At 68.5% G+C, this 15,095-nt stretch carries 10 protein-coding genes; 7 read left to right on the top strand and 3 right to left on the bottom strand.

What is annotated here, in order from left to right:
- Positions 1 to 377 precede the first annotated feature (377 nt).
- From WMF27_RS36005 to WMF27_RS35990, 4 genes are all read left to right on the top strand, one after another.
- Positions 378 to 4,187, top strand: coding sequence for a DUF3857 domain-containing protein (locus tag WMF27_RS36005; RefSeq protein ID WP_437764348.1), 3,810 nt, complete (start codon positions 378 to 380; stop codon positions 4,185 to 4,187).
- Positions 4,188 to 4,383: 196 nt separating this feature from the next.
- Positions 4,384 to 4,581 (top strand): 50S ribosomal protein L35, encoded by a 198-nt coding sequence (gene rpmI / locus WMF27_RS36000; protein WP_012239854.1) that lies wholly within the window; start codon positions 4,384 to 4,386, stop codon positions 4,579 to 4,581.
- Between the two features lie 26 nt (positions 4,582 to 4,607).
- Positions 4,608 to 4,967, top strand: coding sequence for a 50S ribosomal protein L20 (gene rplT, locus WMF27_RS35995; protein WP_437764349.1), 360 nt, complete (start codon positions 4,608 to 4,610; stop codon positions 4,965 to 4,967).
- A gap of 1,421 nt (positions 4,968 to 6,388) precedes the next feature.
- Positions 6,389 to 7,873 carry a sigma-70 family RNA polymerase sigma factor gene (locus WMF27_RS35990; protein ID WP_437764350.1) on the top strand — a complete coding sequence of 495 codons (1,485 nt, stop codon included), beginning with the start codon at positions 6,389 to 6,391 and terminating at the stop codon, positions 7,871 to 7,873.
- 161 nt (positions 7,874 to 8,034) lie between these two features.
- On the opposite strand, the gene dacB is transcribed toward WMF27_RS35990, so the two are convergent.
- The gene (dacB, locus tag WMF27_RS35985; RefSeq protein WP_437764351.1) at positions 8,035 to 9,609 is read right to left on the bottom strand and encodes a D-alanyl-D-alanine carboxypeptidase/D-alanyl-D-alanine endopeptidase; all 1,575 of its coding nucleotides are present in this window, start codon (positions 9,607 to 9,609) and stop codon (positions 8,035 to 8,037) included.
- 177 nt (positions 9,610 to 9,786) lie between these two features.
- Here dacB and WMF27_RS35980 point away from each other — a divergent pair, with 177 nt between their 5' ends.
- Together WMF27_RS35980 and WMF27_RS35975 are read left to right on the top strand one after the other, a co-directional pair.
- A complete protein-coding gene (locus tag WMF27_RS35980; RefSeq protein ID WP_437764352.1) occupies positions 9,787 to 10,308 on the top strand; it encodes a hypothetical protein in 522 nt (173 codons plus the stop codon).
- Positions 10,305 to 10,787 carry a hypothetical protein gene (locus WMF27_RS35975; protein ID WP_437711171.1) on the top strand — a complete coding sequence of 161 codons (483 nt, stop codon included), beginning with the start codon at positions 10,305 to 10,307 and terminating at the stop codon, positions 10,785 to 10,787. The genes WMF27_RS35980 and WMF27_RS35975 overlap by 4 nt, the downstream gene beginning before the upstream one ends.
- A gap of 46 nt (positions 10,788 to 10,833) precedes the next feature.
- Here the strand turns inward: WMF27_RS35975 and WMF27_RS35970 are convergent, their stop codons facing one another.
- Entirely contained in the window at positions 10,834 to 11,733 is a 900-nt protein-coding gene (locus tag WMF27_RS35970; RefSeq protein ID WP_437764353.1) for a fumarylacetoacetate hydrolase family protein, read from the bottom strand.
- A gap of 460 nt (positions 11,734 to 12,193) precedes the next feature.
- Here WMF27_RS35970 and WMF27_RS35965 point away from each other — a divergent pair, with 460 nt between their 5' ends.
- Positions 12,194 to 13,879 carry a CTP synthase gene (locus WMF27_RS35965; RefSeq protein ID WP_437764354.1) on the top strand — a complete coding sequence of 562 codons (1,686 nt, stop codon included), beginning with the start codon at positions 12,194 to 12,196 and terminating at the stop codon, positions 13,877 to 13,879.
- Between the two features lie 212 nt (positions 13,880 to 14,091).
- Here the strand turns inward: WMF27_RS35965 and WMF27_RS35960 are convergent, their stop codons facing one another.
- Entirely contained in the window at positions 14,092 to 15,054 is a 963-nt protein-coding gene (locus WMF27_RS35960) for an acyl-CoA desaturase (RefSeq protein WP_437764355.1), read from the bottom strand.
- Positions 15,055 to 15,095 lie beyond the last annotated feature (41 nt).

The following is a 15,095-nucleotide window of genomic DNA, read 5'->3' as shown; positions in this document are numbered from 1 at the left end:
TCCGGACCTCTTCCAGGCGCCTGTCCGCCCCGGCTCACCCGAGGGCCTGCATGATAAATATCGAAAATTGTTGTTGTTTCCTTTGTTGAATGCGGTCGGACGGCGCTGCGCCCTCCTCCGGGGGCGCTGGTGTGGGGCGCGCTGCGTGTCATCGCGCTGTACCCGGCAGAAGATCGACAAAATTCGCGGGATCGGCGCGCGCGGCGCGGCGCGCTCATGGAGATGCGGCCCGATGAACGCGGCCCGGGGGACGACCTCCTGCCGGCGTGCGTTCCGCCGGCTCGCGGGCAGCACCCCCTTGACCTCGGCCGGTGCGACGCCTCTGCAGCCATGGCTTGTGCTTGACCGATGGCTTCGGCCACGGGATAGCGCCTCGGATGCGTGACGTGCTCAGCCGGGCCGAGCCCCGTGAGATCGAGCTCAACCCGGGGACGACGAGGGGGCGCTCCTTCTGCGCGCTCACCGTGGGGACGGCGGCCTTGGCGTGCGCCGTGTCGCTCGGCGCCGACGCGCGCGCGGAGCTCGGCGCGGTTCACCCTGAGGTGCTCTCCGCGCACGCGGCTGTCCGCGCAGCGAGAGGCCCCGAGGTCTACGCCGCGTTACGTGAGCTCTGGCGCACGTGGGACCGCGCGGACCCGGTCCAGGTCGAGGAGGCGATCGCGTCGATGGCTGAGGCCGGCGCGACCAGCGCGCCCACCCAGGTCTATGCCGAGCTCCTCTCGGCGTACGCGCGCAGGCGTCGAGGTGATCTCGACGGAGCGGTCGCCAGGATCCAGATGCTCGGGTTCATCGGCCGCTGGGCGACGATCGGACCGTTCGACAACGAGAACAAGGGGGGCTTCGAGCGGGCGTTCGGGCCCGAGGAAGATCTCGAGCAGCCGATGGCTGCGGGCAGGACGTACGACGGCAAGGCGCGCGCGGTCCGCTGGCGCGTGCCCCCCGAGGCGCCGCAGTACGGGTGGTTTGATTTCGGCGACTTCATTCGTCCGGTGGAGAGCGTCTGCGGCTACGCGACGACGTTCGTCCGCGCGAAGGCCGGGACGCGCGCTCCTCGGCCGATCTCGATCTGGGTCGGGGCAGACGGGGCGTTCAAGCTGTTCTGGAACGGCGCGAAGGTCCTGGCCGATCCGGGGTACCGCGAGCTCGACATCGATCGGTTCGCCGCGCCGGTGACGCTGCGGCCCGGCTACAACCGCCTGACGATCAAGGTCTGCGGAGGTGCTTCGGCGCCCAAGTTCGCGTTGCGCATCGGCAACGAGAAGGGGGCGCCGGATCTTGATCTGGAGGTGACCTCGGACATCGGAACCCAGGTCGCGGCGCCTCAGGGGGAAGCCGCTGACGCGAGGCGCGCGGGCGGGGCGCGGGCGCAGGCCGGAGGGCCAACCTCCGGCGCGACGCGCGCCGCGCGCGCGGCTGCGATCGAGGGGCCGATGCAGGCGTTCGAGCGAGCCGCGAGCGCCGCTCGGCCTTCGCCCGCCGTGCTGGAGGCGTTCGCGCGGTACCTCATGCTCACCGGCGGCGACGCCGAGGGGGAGCACAGAGCGCGCGATCTCGCGCGGCGCTCCGCCGAGGCCGAGCCGAGCGTGCGTCGCTACCTGCTCGCGGGTCAGCTCTCCGAGGACAGGAACCAGCAGCGCGCGTGGATCGAGCGCGCCGCCGCGCTCGCGGGCGGTCGTGAGGACACCGACGTCCTTCTCTCGCAGGCTCGGCTCGCGCAGACGAGCCCGAACTGGCGGGAGGCGGCTCCGATCTACGAGCGCATCCTGGCCTCCGATCCCGATCATGTCGCGGCCGTCCTCGGGCTCGTGGACCTCTACGTGGAGGCTGGGCTGAAGCGCACCGCGCTCGCCACGCTGGAGCGGGCGCTCGCGCGCCAGCCGAGCAGCGTCTCGCTCCTCCGCGCCTCGGCGGCGCAGCTGCGCGCGCTCGGGCGCGACACGGAGGCCGCCGAGATGGAGGCGCGCTACGCCGCGCTGCGGTTCGACGACTCGAGCTTCCTTCACCAGCAGGTCGAGCTCGCGGTGGCGCGCCGCGACCCTGCCGGCGCGGAGCGCTGGATCGAGCGCTTCCTCCGCAGCGAGCCCGACTCCGTCTGGGCCCGCACGGTCGCGGCGCGCACGTACCGCGCGCTCGGCCAGGGCGATCGCGCCCTCGCGGCCCATCAGCGCGCGCTCGCCATGGCGCCGGAGGACATCGGAACGCTGCGCGCGCTCTCGGACCTCTACGGCGAGGAGGGAAACCGAGAAGCGCAGCTGGAGATGCTGCAGCAGATCCTGGCGATCAGCCCTCAGGCGAAGGATGTGCGCGAGTACATCGAGCACATCGAGCCGCCGAAGCCGCGCGCTGACGAGGCTTACGCCTGGGCGCCCGACCGCTTCCTCCCGATGCGGCGCAACGCTGACCGGCAGTATCCCAAGCGCACGCTGCGCAACCTCACGGTCACCACCGTCTTCCCGAACGGCCTGGCGAGCCGGTTCCGGCAGGTCGTCTTCCAGCCGCTGACGGACGAGGCTGCGGCGAGCGCCCGGCAGTACGCGTTCGAGTACCAGGCCGATCGCCAGACCGTGAGCCTCCGTGCGGCGAAGGTCTACCGAGCAGACGGCAAGGTCGACGGGGCGATCGAGAGCGGGGAATCGGGGGCGAACAACCCGGCGCTCGCGATGTACACATCGGCGCGCACGTTCTACGTCAGCTTTCCGCGGCTCAACGCCGGCGACGTCGTCGAGCTGCGCTACCGCGTCGATGACGTCAGCCCTCGCAACGAGATCGGCGATCACTTCGGCGAGATCGAGTTCCTCCAGGGGGATGAGCCGATCGCCAGCAGCGAGTACGTGCTGATCACCCCGAAGACCAGGCAGTTCCACCTCTTCGCGTCCGACCTGCCTGGCCTCGTGCGCGAGACCAAGGAGGACGCCGAGCGGCGCATCTTCCGCTTCTCTGCCGCCTCGGTGCCGCCGGTGGCGCCCGAGCCGGCGATGCCCGCGTGGTCCGAGATCCTCGCGCACGTCCACGTCTCGACCTTCAAGACCTGGGACGAGGTCGGCTCCTGGTACTGGGGCCTCGCGCGTGAGCAGTTCGATGTGGATGATGAGGTGCGCAAGCGGGTGCGCGAGATCACGAAGAACCTTGCCGACGATCGGAGCAAGGTCCGCGCGATCTACAAGTACGCGACCGAGACGCGCTACGTGGCGCTCGAGTTCGGCATCGAGGGGATTCGCCCGAGGAGGTGCGCGCAGACGCTCGCTCGCGGCTGGGGCGACTGCAAGGACAAGGCGACGCTGATCGTCACGATGCTCCGCGAGATCGGCATCCCAGCGACGATCGTGCTCGTGCGCACCCGCATGCGAGGCGACATCGGGTCGGAGCCCGCGAGCCTTGCTCCGTTCGACCACGCGATCGCGTACGTGCCGTCGCTCGACCTGTACCTCGACGGAACGGCGGAGCACTCGGGCTCGACGGAGCTTCCGATCATGGATCGCGGAGCGATGGCGCTTCAGATCAACGAGGGCAAGCCGAAGCTCGTTCGCCTCCCGGAGCCTGCTCCCGAGGCCTCGGTCGTGCACCGGACCGTCGACATCGCGGTCAGCGCTGACGGATCAGCTCAGCTCGGGGTCGACATCCAGGTGGCCGGTGCGTCCGCGCCGGAGTGGCGGACCCGCTACATGGCGGAGGGGACGCGCCGTGACCGAGCAGCTCGTGACCTCGCCACGGATTTCGGCGCGGTCGAGCTGGCCCCTGGGAAGGCCGGGGTCGAGGTGAACGATCTCGAGGACATCGAGCAGCCGGCGAAGCTGCGGGCTCGAGGAAGAGCCGTCGCGCTCGCTCGAAGGGAGGGCGACAGCCTGTCGGTCCCGGCTGTCCCCACGCAGCGTCTCGCCACCGAGTTCGCCTCCCTCTCGGCGCGCACCCGCGACGTGATCATCCCCGCGCTCACCACGCGCCGGGATGAATGGACCATCCGGATCCCTGCCGGGTGGCGTGTCACCAGGGCGCCGCTGCCCCAGGACGTGGACACCCCCTTCGGCAAGTTCTCGCTCTCGGTCGAGCAGTCCGCGGGGAAGATCGTCGTCCGCAGTCAGATCTCCCTCACGAAGTCCCGGATCAAGCCGTCCGAGTACATGGCCTTCCGAACGTTCTGCGAGACGGCGGACCGCGTCTTCGGTCAGCGGGTGGTGCTCGGAAAGTGAGCGACTGAGCGACGACCTGACCCCCGGCCCTCCGGCGCGCCGACCGGCCCCCCTAGCCGCTGCCTGGACACTTGACAACCCCACGCTGGATCGCCATAAAGCGCCCCCTCTACGCATCCCTGCGGCGCAGAACAGCCTCTCCGGTGGTTCGGAGCGGTGGCCGCCGGGAGCGATAGGCATTCGGATCGAGGGCATCATGCCGAAGATGAAGACCAACCGCGCCGCGGCCAAGCGCTTCAAGGTGACCGGCTCCGGCCGCATTCGCCGCAGCAAGGGCGGGCTCAACCACTGCATGCAGGAGAAGAGCAAGAAGCGTCTGCGTCGTCTCCGCAAGAACGACATGGTCGATTCGGCGATGGAGAAGCGCGTCAAGCTGCTTCTTCCCTACGGCTGACCCTGGAGCAGTGAGGTAGATTACCGATGCCGCGTGTAAAGAGAGGCTTCAAGGCCCGTCGCCGTCGCAACCGTGTCCTCAACCAGACCGAGGGCTACTTCCTCGGCCGAAAGAACCGCTTCCGCCAGGCGGTCGAGGTGCTCCGTCACGCCTGGGAGTACGGCTACATCAGCCGTAAGCTCAAGAAGCGGGATTTCCGTCGCCTCTGGATTACCAGGATCAACGCCGCCGCGCGCCTCAACGGTACGACTTACTCCCGCCTCGTCAGCGGGCTCAAGAAGGCGGGCATCGCCCTCGATCGGAAGATCCTCTCGGAGATTGCGATCCACGATCCTGCGTCGTTCGGCGCCGTGGCGAAGCTCGCCTCGCCCGCAGCGGTGAAGTGACGGCTCCGCGGGGGGGTCTTCAGCCCGCCGTTCGACCACCCCGATGCGGAACGGTCGAAATTGGCCAAGGCCGCCCCCCTTTCCTCTCCAGTGCCCGATTATCCTAGTATTTCGTATAGTTGGTGCGCCTCCGCTGCGAGCGCTCCCTCGGGTTGCATCGCAGACGTAGAGTTCGGGGGCATCCCTTCGGCAGGGACGTGCGGCTGCCGTCGCTGACGCTGATCAGCCTCATCAGTGTGAGGCGATTAGGCACTGAGCAACTGCGCAGCGTGCATTCCGTGCGCACCTGCTATGCACCGCCGATGGCACCGTATGATCGTGCGATCAGGGTGAACTTCGACCCAGCCCGGTTCGCTGACGACTGGCCGACCGTTCGTTGTCTCTCAAGGGGCTCTGCGTCCCCAGTCGAGGCCTGAGCAACCTAAGGCGTGATCCCGGTCCCCTCCCCGGGGGCAGACTTAGCGATAAATTCCGCTGAGGCTAAACAATTTGCCGGAATTTCTAACTCTCCAGGCGATCTGTCGCGAAAAATAACCTTCTCCGCCTTCGTCCGTCGGGTGAGGGCTCGACATTGCCATCGGGAGGCCCAGGTTCAGGAAACATCGAAGCTCACTGAGAGAACGGCCTCAGCGGCTAGGCATGGGCTCCTACTCGCTGGAAAAGACAGCGAAATTCCCTTGCCTGTGCTGCGAGGACGGACCCACCGGACCGCGGAACGCTGACGAGCTCGAGGTGTCCCCAAGGAGAACAGGTTGCCGATGTTGTTGCGTCCCCGAAAGCGTACCCAGCCATGCAGTTCGGCCCGGTCGCAGCGAAACGCCTCGCTCGACAGGACATGGACAGCGCCTTCCGCTCTACATAGCGCACCCAGGCCGAGCTCTCAAACGGGAGAAGCGGGAACGCACGCTAAAAAAGGCACTGTTTTTGCTTCTGGAGCTGGGCTGCTACCGGGGACTGGCGCAGGAGCATCATTCTGCAAGAGCAGACCTGCCTCAGGTGAGAAGAGTTCGACCGGAATCAAAAGAAAGCACCAGCGGTTGCCAGTCTCAACGGGGGCTCCTTCGGTCAGCTCCTCCCCTCTGTTTGGCACGAAATCCTCTCGCCTGCCGTCAAAAGGTGGCGAGACATTTCAATCTCGCAAGGTCAGCCGTTTAGAAGTGAACGCCGACACAAAGACCAAGATGAGCACGTCGACCGCCCGCCGTCCAGAAACTGCGCGGAGAACCGCCAAGTCCTCTGCTGTAGGTGCCTCTGCGCGGCTCGCGGCATCCAAGAGCTCGCAGGGGGCCGAGACCGCATCGGCTCCCCGGCGGGGGGCATCGCAGACCACCGAGTTGGAGGTCTCCGAGGTCGAAGATTTCGGGGACAACCAGTCGCCGCGCTCGCACTTTCAAGGAGCTACCACCGTGGAGGGAGCCGCCATGAGGTCGACCAAGAGCAACGCCACTGTAGTGAAGGGCGACCCGCTCGCTCAGGGTGGGACGGCCACGCCGGAAATCGCAGCGCTCGGCCTTCTGGAAGACGACCAGACCGAGGAGACGGCCGTGCGACCCCGCCCGGCCGAGATCATCGATGAGGAGCGGGCGGCTGACTTCATCGATCTGGACCTTGGGCCGCTCGATCGGCTGCCTCAGCCCGAGCGCGCGAGGAACCAGGATCGGGAGCTGAAGGATGTCGAGGACGGGGGCGGCGACTCGATGCTCGCCCGCTATTTCCGCGACATGGCGCTCCACCCCGTCATGGGGCCGGACGAGGAGCTCGACACCGCGCGGGCGGTCGAGCGCACGGAGGTGGAGCACTGGGTGGCTCTCCTCTCCTACCTGCCTGCGGCCGAGTTCATCCTCACCGCGCTCGAGGAGGACGTCGTCAAGGCGGGTGAGGACGAGGTGAAGGCTCCTCAGATCGCGGAGATGCAGAAGCTCGTTCGCCTGGCGAAGAAGCAGAAGGGAAAGCTGCTCGCCGAGCAGGAGAAGCCGTGGACCCAGCTCTCCGAGGAGCTCGCTGCGGCCGTCCGCCTGCCGGACTCGGATCGCCTCTGGATGGCGCGTGCCTTCAGCATCGCGCGCGATCTCGTGCGCGAGCCCGACTTCGAGGACGACGTGAGCGATCCCGAGGAGACCCGCCCCACGCGGCCGAGGCTCCCGATGTCTGGCTCCTACCGCCGTTACCTCGATCGGGTCGAGCGGTCCTTCCAGGCGCAGCACGACGCGAAGAACCGCTTCGTGAAGGCCAACCTGCGGCTCGTCGTGTCGATCGCGCGGCGTTACAACCGCGGGCGCCTGCCGCTCATCGATCTGATCCAGGAAGGCAACATCGGCCTGATGAAGGCGGTCGAGCGCTTTGACCACAGCCGTGGCTACCGCTTCTCGACGTATGCATCGTGGTGGATCAGGCATGCGATCAGCCGCGCCTTGGCCGACAAGGGCCGCGCGGTCCGCATCCCGGTCCACATGCTCGATACGTACAACCGCGTGGCGCGGGCGACGCAGGCGATCATCGCGCGCACGGGGCATGAGCCGACCATCGAGGAGCTCGAGAAGGAGACGGGGGTTCCGCGCGAGAAGCTCGACAAGGTGAAGGACTTCTACGCGGAGACGCCTTTCTCGCTCGATCGTCCGGTCGGCGACGAGGACGGGCGCAAGTTCATCGACTTCCTCCAGGAGGAGAACGCGCTGTCGCCGTTCGATCACCTGGCCAACAGGAAGTGGAGCGACGAGGTCCGGCGTCTCCTGACCACGCTCACGCCGATCGAGTCGCGGATCATCCGCTGGCGCTTCGGCCTCGACGACGAGGATGAGCTCACGCTCAAGGAGATCGGCGACAAGTACAACCTGTCGCGCGAGCGCATCCGTCAGCTCCAGGAGCAGGCGCTCGGGAAGATCCGCAAGCAGATGCGCGACTACTGAGCGACGAGCTCAGCGCGAGTCGATGAAGCGGCCGCGCGGCGTCATGCTGCGCGGCCGCTTTGCGTGAGCCGCCCGAACACGCAGCCGCGTGGGGGCGCGCAGAGGTGAGCGGGGGCCGGAGCTCACCGCAGCCCAGCGGGCCGACACGACAGCCCGCGCTCTCACGGCGTGCGTGCGTCCTTCCAGAGCTCGCCGGCGAGCGACTCGACGAAGTGGTCGATGGCCCTTCGCGCGGGGTCGATCTTCCCTGGGACGTCGGAGGCGAGCACGGCGAAGGCGATCGGGGAACGACCAGGGGGCGCGAGGATGTAGCCAGACAGGGCCACGACCGCGGCGAGCGTTCCCGTCTTGGCACGGATGGCGCGCTCCTTCGACCACCCGCGGAAGCGGCTGCGCAAGGTGCCGTCGACACCGCCGATCGCGAGCTGCGCGGTGAAATCTGCGCCGAGCGCTGGATCGAGAAGCGCGGCGCGCAGCAGCCGGACGATGGCCTCCGGCGATGCGCGAGCGGCGTCGAACAAGCCCGAGCCGTTCCTCAAGACGACGTCTTGTCCGAACGCATCGAGCTCCCGGAGGGTCTCGCCGACCACCTCCGCGGCACCCTCGGCTGTGCCGGGGCGCCCGCGCTTCTCTGCGGCGAGCGTCTTGAAGATCGTCTCCGCGTAGAAGTTGTCGCTGTCCTTCCCGAGGGCGGAGAGGAGCTCGCCGAGCGGCGCCGAGCGGTGAGCCGCGAGGAGCCGCTTCTGGCGCTCACCGCCGAGCCGCACCTCGCCGGAGACGTCGACGCCCACCTCCAGCAGCATCTCCTTGAGCGCATACGCGACGACCAGGCGGGGATCGTCGACGCGCCTCGCCAGGCTCACCGCGCGGCCGCCCTCTGGGATGTGCCCGCTGAGGTGCGCGACGAGGCGCTCGCCGTTCGGTTCGAGCCGGACCCCGAGCTTCTCTGGTGTGCCGCGCCTCGCGGTGGTCACCGTGCCCCGGAGCACCGTGAAGCCCGGGGGATCGATCGCGACGGAGGCAGCCTGCCCTGCCTTCGACGGGCGCACCGTGAAGAGCAAGGCGTTCGCGTTCAGCGAGGCTGCCGCGACCGGGGCGCGAAAGGCCGCCCACTCCTCCGGCTGCTGTTCGAAGGCCGGAGGCACGTAGCGCGCGTCAAAGTAGCCCTGGTCGATCGCGATCGCCGCGACCTTCCGGACGCCGGACGCCCTCAAGGCGCGCGCCATCTCCCAGAGATCTCGCGTTCTGAGGGAGGGATCGCCCGAGCCCCGGAGCACGAGCTCGGCGACGGTTCCGTTCGACGCGTCCCCGTAGAGGCCGGTCAGGTAGCGGTAGCTCGGCCCGAGCAGGCGAAGCGCGGCGGCTGCCGTGAAGAGCTTCGCGTTGGATGCAGGGTTGTACAGGCCGCGCTGATCGAAGGCCGCGAGCGTCGCTCCGCTGGCGACGTCGAGGGCGAGCACGCCGACCCGCCCCCCCAGGCGGCGCACATCGGTAACGAGCGTCTCGACCTGCGCTCGAGCGCGCTCAGGGTCGATTTTTCGAGGTCCGTACGACGCGAGGGGCGCCGGGGGCGCGCTCGGCGAGACGGGGGCTCCCTGGGTCGGCCTCGCTGTGGGGGTCGAGCGGTCAGCGGGAGCGGCGCCGCTGTCGAGCGGCTGGGAGCCGCCGGGGCGGGCGAGGAGCGACGAGAGCGCGAGCGCGACCGCGGAGGCTGTACGGCGGGGATGTCGAGGCATGAGATGTCTCCGCCTCTACAACGCCTCCACCGCGGACGCCTCCTCCGGTCGACCGGTCGTCGCAGCCCGGCGTCGCTCATCGGTGCGCGCGTGTGCGCTCGGGGTTGTCCTCGGAAAGGAGAGCTTGCTAGGGTGCGCGCAGACGCTCCTTCACGCTCTGCTCGAAGGGAGGACACTGTGTCCCAGCAGCATTCGACCCGCGCGCTCTTGCCGCTCCTCATCCTCGCGGCTGCAGCATGCTCCGGCGCCAAGCCCAAGCAGGCAGGGGAAGACTACAACTTCGATCAGGCACCGTCCGATGTTGCCGCACCCGCCGAGACGGGGAGCTCCGGCGCCGAGGCGGAGAGCTCCGGTTCCGAGGCGGACAGCGGAGGCGGGCTCAACCCCGATCAGAAGAAGCAGATGGAGATCGCCCTGCGACGCGGAGGGGACAAGGCGGCGAACTGCGCCGAGGTCGTGCCCAACGCGCCGACGGGCGAGGGAGAGGTCAAGGTCGTGTTCGACGGCCAGAAGGGACGCGTGACCGACGTGCTGGTCGGGCCGCCCTTCGCAGGGACGCCCGCCGAATCCTGCGTAAAGCGCGCCTTCGTCGGAGAGATCGTGCTGCCGTTCGAGGGGGAGCCGCTCGAGGTCCCGTACACCGTGAAGCTGCCGTCCAAGAAGTCGGGCGCGGGAGCTTCCGGAACGAAGACGCCATGAAGTTCGCCTCGATCGCCGTCGTCGCCGCGCTGGGGTTGGCCGCAGCCTCCGCCGGCGCGGAGGAGCCGGCGGCGCCTCCGCGGTACCCGCCGTCCTCGGCACGCGTGAAGGTCATCGTCGGCGGGGTGGCCGTGACGGCGCTCGCCTACGGCGCGGCGTTCCTCGCCGCATCGTCATGGCCAGAGGTCCCTGGGGCGAGCGAGCTGAAGATCCCGATCGCTGGTCCGTGGCTCGCGCTCGCCAAGAACGGCTGCGCCGCGGACGATCCGGACTGCGGAGCGACGCTGTACGTTCGCGGGGCGCTCACCGCGATCGGTGGGCTCGCGCAGCTCGCCGGTCTGGGTCTCGTCGGCGAAGGGATCTTCATGACCACGGAGGCGCGCTCGGCGCAGCCTTCGACCCCTGCGGCGCTGACGGTGCGGCCGGCCCCGGTGATCACCGCGACCGGCATGGGCATCGGCGTCGTCGGAACGTTCTGAGCTACCGAGGACCACGCGGTCCGCGCGGTGATGCGCCGGCGCCCGCTCACCGGCGGCGCCATGGCAACAGCGCGGGGCCGCAGACGGGCTTGCCGGTCATCCGTCCGATGCGCTCGATCATCAGCTCGACGCTGGCGCCGTACGGCACGCGCTGATCAGCGCTCCCACCGAAGACGCGGCCCGCGCCGATCACGTCGCCCGCGCGCAGCTCGACGTGGTTGCTGATGTACGCGACGGACTCCGCCAGCGAGAAGGTCCACTCGCCAACGCGCGAACAGGAACGCGTCTCGGCGTCGACGCGGACCTGGGTCCGCAGCGCCTCGACCGAGCCGAGCTCGTCGGGCGTGACGAGCACCGGGCCGAGCTGCGTTGCAAAGTCCTTCGCCTCCGACGGTGGGAGCCCGCGCACCAGCGACCGCGCCTCCAGGCTGCGCGCGGTCCAGTCGTTCAGCACGGTGTAGCCAGCGATCGCGCGCTCCACCTCCTCCGGGGCGGCGCGCCGCAGATCCTCGCCGAGGACCACCGCGAGGTTCAGCTCGTAGTCGGGCCTGTCCTCGAGCGGGGGGAAGGGGATCTCGGCAGCATGTCCAAGCAGCGCGCGGCTGTTGCCGAACCGATACCAGGGGCGCTTGGCGCCGCGCGCGTAGGGGCCGAGCTGGATGTACGCCGCGCGGTCGGTGGCGCAGGGAGGCAACCACAAGATCGTGGCTGGGTGCAGATGCGTCGACGCGGGACGATCTCCGCTGAGCAGCCGATCATCCAGCGCGTGAAGGCCGGCGCAACGGAGCGCCACCACGCGCGTGTGAAAGTCCGACACGCCGCGGATGTCCGCGAGCTTCGTCCCGAAGTGGCGCTCCAGCTCCGCGACGTCGTAGAGCGCACCGTCCCGTTCGAGCGCTACGACCGGGGTGGACGTCGCGAGCTGGAGCACGTGCGCGATTCTCATGGCGTGACCAGGCCCGCCGGCAGCCGGCGGAGCGTACCATCCCGGTCGGCCGGAGCTCTCAGGCCCGCGGAGCCCCCAGCGCCTACGCCTGCGGCCGGCGGTCGGTGTCCGATCCCGAGGGACTCGACCCTTCTTGGGACATCGGATTGTCCTTTGCATTGACGCGCTGGGAGAGCGGCCTAGAATGCCGGCGGATTCAGAGCGGCATCACGTCGCGCAGGCTTGCCGTGGGTCCCTGCCGGTTGCAGATGGGCTCGTACGGTAGGTCAGGTTCTGTTGCCGGCGCGGGGTTCCCCGTCGCGGGGTTTCCTCCGGCTTCGGTCCTGCTGACGGGGCCGTGCGGCTTGTAAGCCGGGCAAGGTATTTGCCGTGGACAGCCGACCCTCGGCGGCGCTCACCTTGGAGCGCCGCTCGAGGGACTGGTTACAGGCGCGCACACGGCGCAGCGGAGCGATGGGTCATGAGCAAGCGGACCAAATTCGTCTTCGTCACAGGCGGAGTCGTATCGTCGATCGGCAAGGGACTGGCTGCGGCCTCGATCGGGGCGCTGATGGAGTCCCGTGGGTTGAAGGTCACCCACCTCAAGCTGGACCCGTACATCAATGTCGATCCCGGCACGATGTCCCCCTACCAGCACGGCGAGGTCTTCGTCACAGACGATGGCGCGGAGACCGATCTCGATCTCGGGCACTACGAGCGCTTCACGCTCGCCCGGATGAGCCGTCAGAACAACTTCACCACCGGCCGCGTCTACGAGGCGGTCATCTCGAAGGAGCGCCGCGGCGAGTACCTCGGGGCGACGGTGCAGGTGATCCCGCACGTCACGGACGAGATCAAGCTGCGCATCCGTTCTGCTGCGGACGGGGCTGACGTCGCGATTGTCGAGGTCGGCGGTACCGTGGGTGACATCGAGTCGCTTCCGTTCATCGAGGCGATCCGCCAGCTCAAGGTGGAGTCGGGCGCGCAGAACGCGATCTCGGTGCACGTCACGCTGGTGCCGTTCATCGCGACGGCGGGCGAGCTGAAGACGAAGCCCACCCAGCACTCGGTGAAGGAGATGCGCGAGATCGGCATTCAGCCGGACATCCTCCTCTGTCGCTGCGATCGGCCGCTCCCGCGCAGCATGAAGGAGAAGATCTCCCTCTTCTCGAACGTCGCCGTCGACTGCGTGATCGCGGCCGTCGACGTCGACTGCATCTACGAGCTCCCCCTCGTGCTCCACGCCGAGGGGATCGACGAGAAGATCACGGAGCTGCTCAACATCTGGGCGAGGCAGCCGGACCTGTCGCCGTGGCAGCGCATCGTCGAGCGATTCAAGAAGCCGTCCCGCGGGATCGTGAAGATCGGCGTCGTCGGCAAGTACGTGCACCTGCGCGACTCCTACAAGTCGCTGCACGAGGCGCTCGTCCACGGCGGGCTCCACAACGACGTGCGGGTCGAGCTCGAGTACATCGACTCCGAGCAGATCGAGGCGCGTGGCGCACCCGAGGTGCTGTCGAACCTGGACGCCATCCTCGTGCCCGGCGGCTTCGGCGATCGCGGGACCGAGGGGAAGATCGAAGCCATCCGCTTCGCGCGCGAGGAGAAGATCCCGTTCTTCGGGATCTGTCTCGGCATGCAGCTCGCGGTCGTCGAGTACGCGCGCCACGTCTGCGGCATGACGGGAGCCAACTCCGTGGAGTTCGATCGCAACGCGGCCTACCCGGTGATCGATCTGATGCCCGACCAGAAGGGGGTCGTCGAGAAGGGCGGGACGATGCGCCTCGGCGCGTACCCGTGCGTCCTGGACAAGGGCTCGATCGCCGCGGAGGCGTACGGGCAGACGAGCATCAGCGAGCGGCACCGACATCGGTACGAGGTGTCGAACAAGTACCGCGAGGCGATGGTGCAGAAGGGGCTCGTGCTCTCCGGGACGTCGCCCGACCAGCGCCTCGTCGAGATGATCGAGCTGCGCGAGCACCCGTACTTCGTGGGCTGTCAGTTCCACCCCGAGTTCAAGAGCCGCCCCCATAACGCGCACCCGCTCTTCGCGCGCTTCGTGCGCGCCGGTCTGGAGCGCCAACGCGAGCGCAACAAGGCCGAGAAGCCGAAGCCCGGCGATTCTGCCGCCGCCCACACCCAGCAAGCTGCCTCGTCCGTCAACTAGAGCCGGGTGCACAGGTTCGTGCGCGGCGCACCGAAGATGCGCCTGCGCGCTAGCGGCCCGCACCAGAGCTCCCGAGGAGCTCTGGCCGTCGCATCGACGGCGAGACGGGCGGCGCTGCGATGGTCGTCGAGGGTTCTGTCGCGAGCTCTTGCGGACGAAGGCGGCCCTGCAGCCTCCGTCCGCAGATCATCGATGACGAACGCCGCGCGCGGTCAAACGTCGCCGAGGCTCGGCCGGCCCAGCGGCGGGGCGTCAAGGGGCTCGGCGTTCGCGGCCTGAGGGGCGAGGAGCGGCGACCGCTCGCCGACCTCCTTGATCAGGTTCCGCTGCAGCACGTGCGCCGGCGCGGTCCTGAGCTCCCAGATCAGGCCGAGCTTCTCCATCGCGCGCAAGACGTAGAAGCTGACGTCGATCTCCCACCAGAAGAAGCCCTGGTTCGCGCTGCTCATGTAGTGGTGGTGGTTGTTGTGCCAGCCCTCGCCGAGGGTGATCAGCGCGAGCCAGAAGTTGTTGCGGCTCGTGTCGGTCGTTGCGTAGCGCCGCGAGCCAAACACGTGCGCGAGGGAGTTGATCGTGAACGTGCCGTGCATGAGCGCGCACGTCGACACGACATAGCCCCACAGGAACGCGTCGTAGCCGCCCACCGCGAAGAGCAGCGCCATCATGCCGAGCGGCCCGACCACGTGGTAGCGATCCAGCCAGCGGAGCTCAGGGAATCCCGCGAAGTCGGGGATGCGCTTCAGGTCCAGCTCCTCGTGCTCGCGGCCGAGCCACCAACCCATGTGCGCGTACCAGAACCCCTTGCGGAGCGGGCTGTGGACGTCGCGCTCGGTGTCCGAGTACTTGTGGTGGACGCGGTGCGTCCCCCCCCACCACAGCGGGCCCTTCTGCGTCGCCGTGGTGCCGAGCAGCGCAAGCAGGAATTGCAGGCCGCGGCTCGTCTTGTAGCTACGGTGCGAGAAGTACCGGTGGTAGACCGCCGTGATCGCGAACATCCGGACGACGTACGTGGCCGCGGCGAGCGCCGCGAGCTTCCACGTGGCACCTCGGAGGATGGCGACCACGGCGCCCACGTGGATCGCAGTGATCCCCAGCACGTTGAAGATCTGGCCGAGGCTGGGGCCAGGTTTCGGTACGACGACCCGTGTAGGGCTCGATGCAGGCGCTTGCGTCATGGGTTCCAAAGTGGATGGAGCATCGAGCACGCCCGTCACTG

The organism is Sorangium sp. So ce281 (assembly GCF_051527395.1).
GTDB lineage: Bacteria > Myxococcota_A > Polyangia > Polyangiales > Polyangiaceae > Sorangium > Sorangium cellulosum_B.
Note: the sequence above shows the minus strand (reverse complement) of the source record. Positions and strands in the feature narration are given on the sequence as shown.

What these genes read in the sequence shown, in the direction of transcription:
- WMF27_RS35975 (WP_437711171.1), top strand. Translation starts at nt 10,305, where the DNA reads ATGAAGTTCGCCTCGATCGCCGTCGTCGCCGCGCTGGGGTTGGCCGCA.
- WMF27_RS35960 (WP_437764355.1), bottom strand. Translation starts at nt 15,054, where the DNA reads ATGACGCAAGCGCCTGCATCGAGCCCTACACGGGTCGTCGTACCGAAA.
- rplT (WP_437764349.1), top strand. Translation starts at nt 4,608, where the DNA reads ATGCCGCGTGTAAAGAGAGGCTTCAAGGCCCGTCGCCGTCGCAACCGT.
- WMF27_RS36005 (WP_437764348.1), top strand. Translation starts at nt 378, where the DNA reads ATGCGTGACGTGCTCAGCCGGGCCGAGCCCCGTGAGATCGAGCTCAAC.
- WMF27_RS35970 (WP_437764353.1), bottom strand. Translation starts at nt 11,733, where the DNA reads ATGAGAATCGCGCACGTGCTCCAGCTCGCGACGTCCACCCCGGTCGTA.
- dacB (WP_437764351.1), bottom strand. Translation starts at nt 9,609, where the DNA reads ATGCCTCGACATCCCCGCCGTACAGCCTCCGCGGTCGCGCTCGCGCTC.
- WMF27_RS35990 (WP_437764350.1), top strand. Translation starts at nt 6,389, where the DNA reads ATGAGGTCGACCAAGAGCAACGCCACTGTAGTGAAGGGCGACCCGCTC.
- rpmI (WP_012239854.1), top strand. Translation starts at nt 4,384, where the DNA reads ATGCCGAAGATGAAGACCAACCGCGCCGCGGCCAAGCGCTTCAAGGTG.
- WMF27_RS35965 (WP_437764354.1), top strand. Translation starts at nt 12,194, where the DNA reads ATGAGCAAGCGGACCAAATTCGTCTTCGTCACAGGCGGAGTCGTATCG.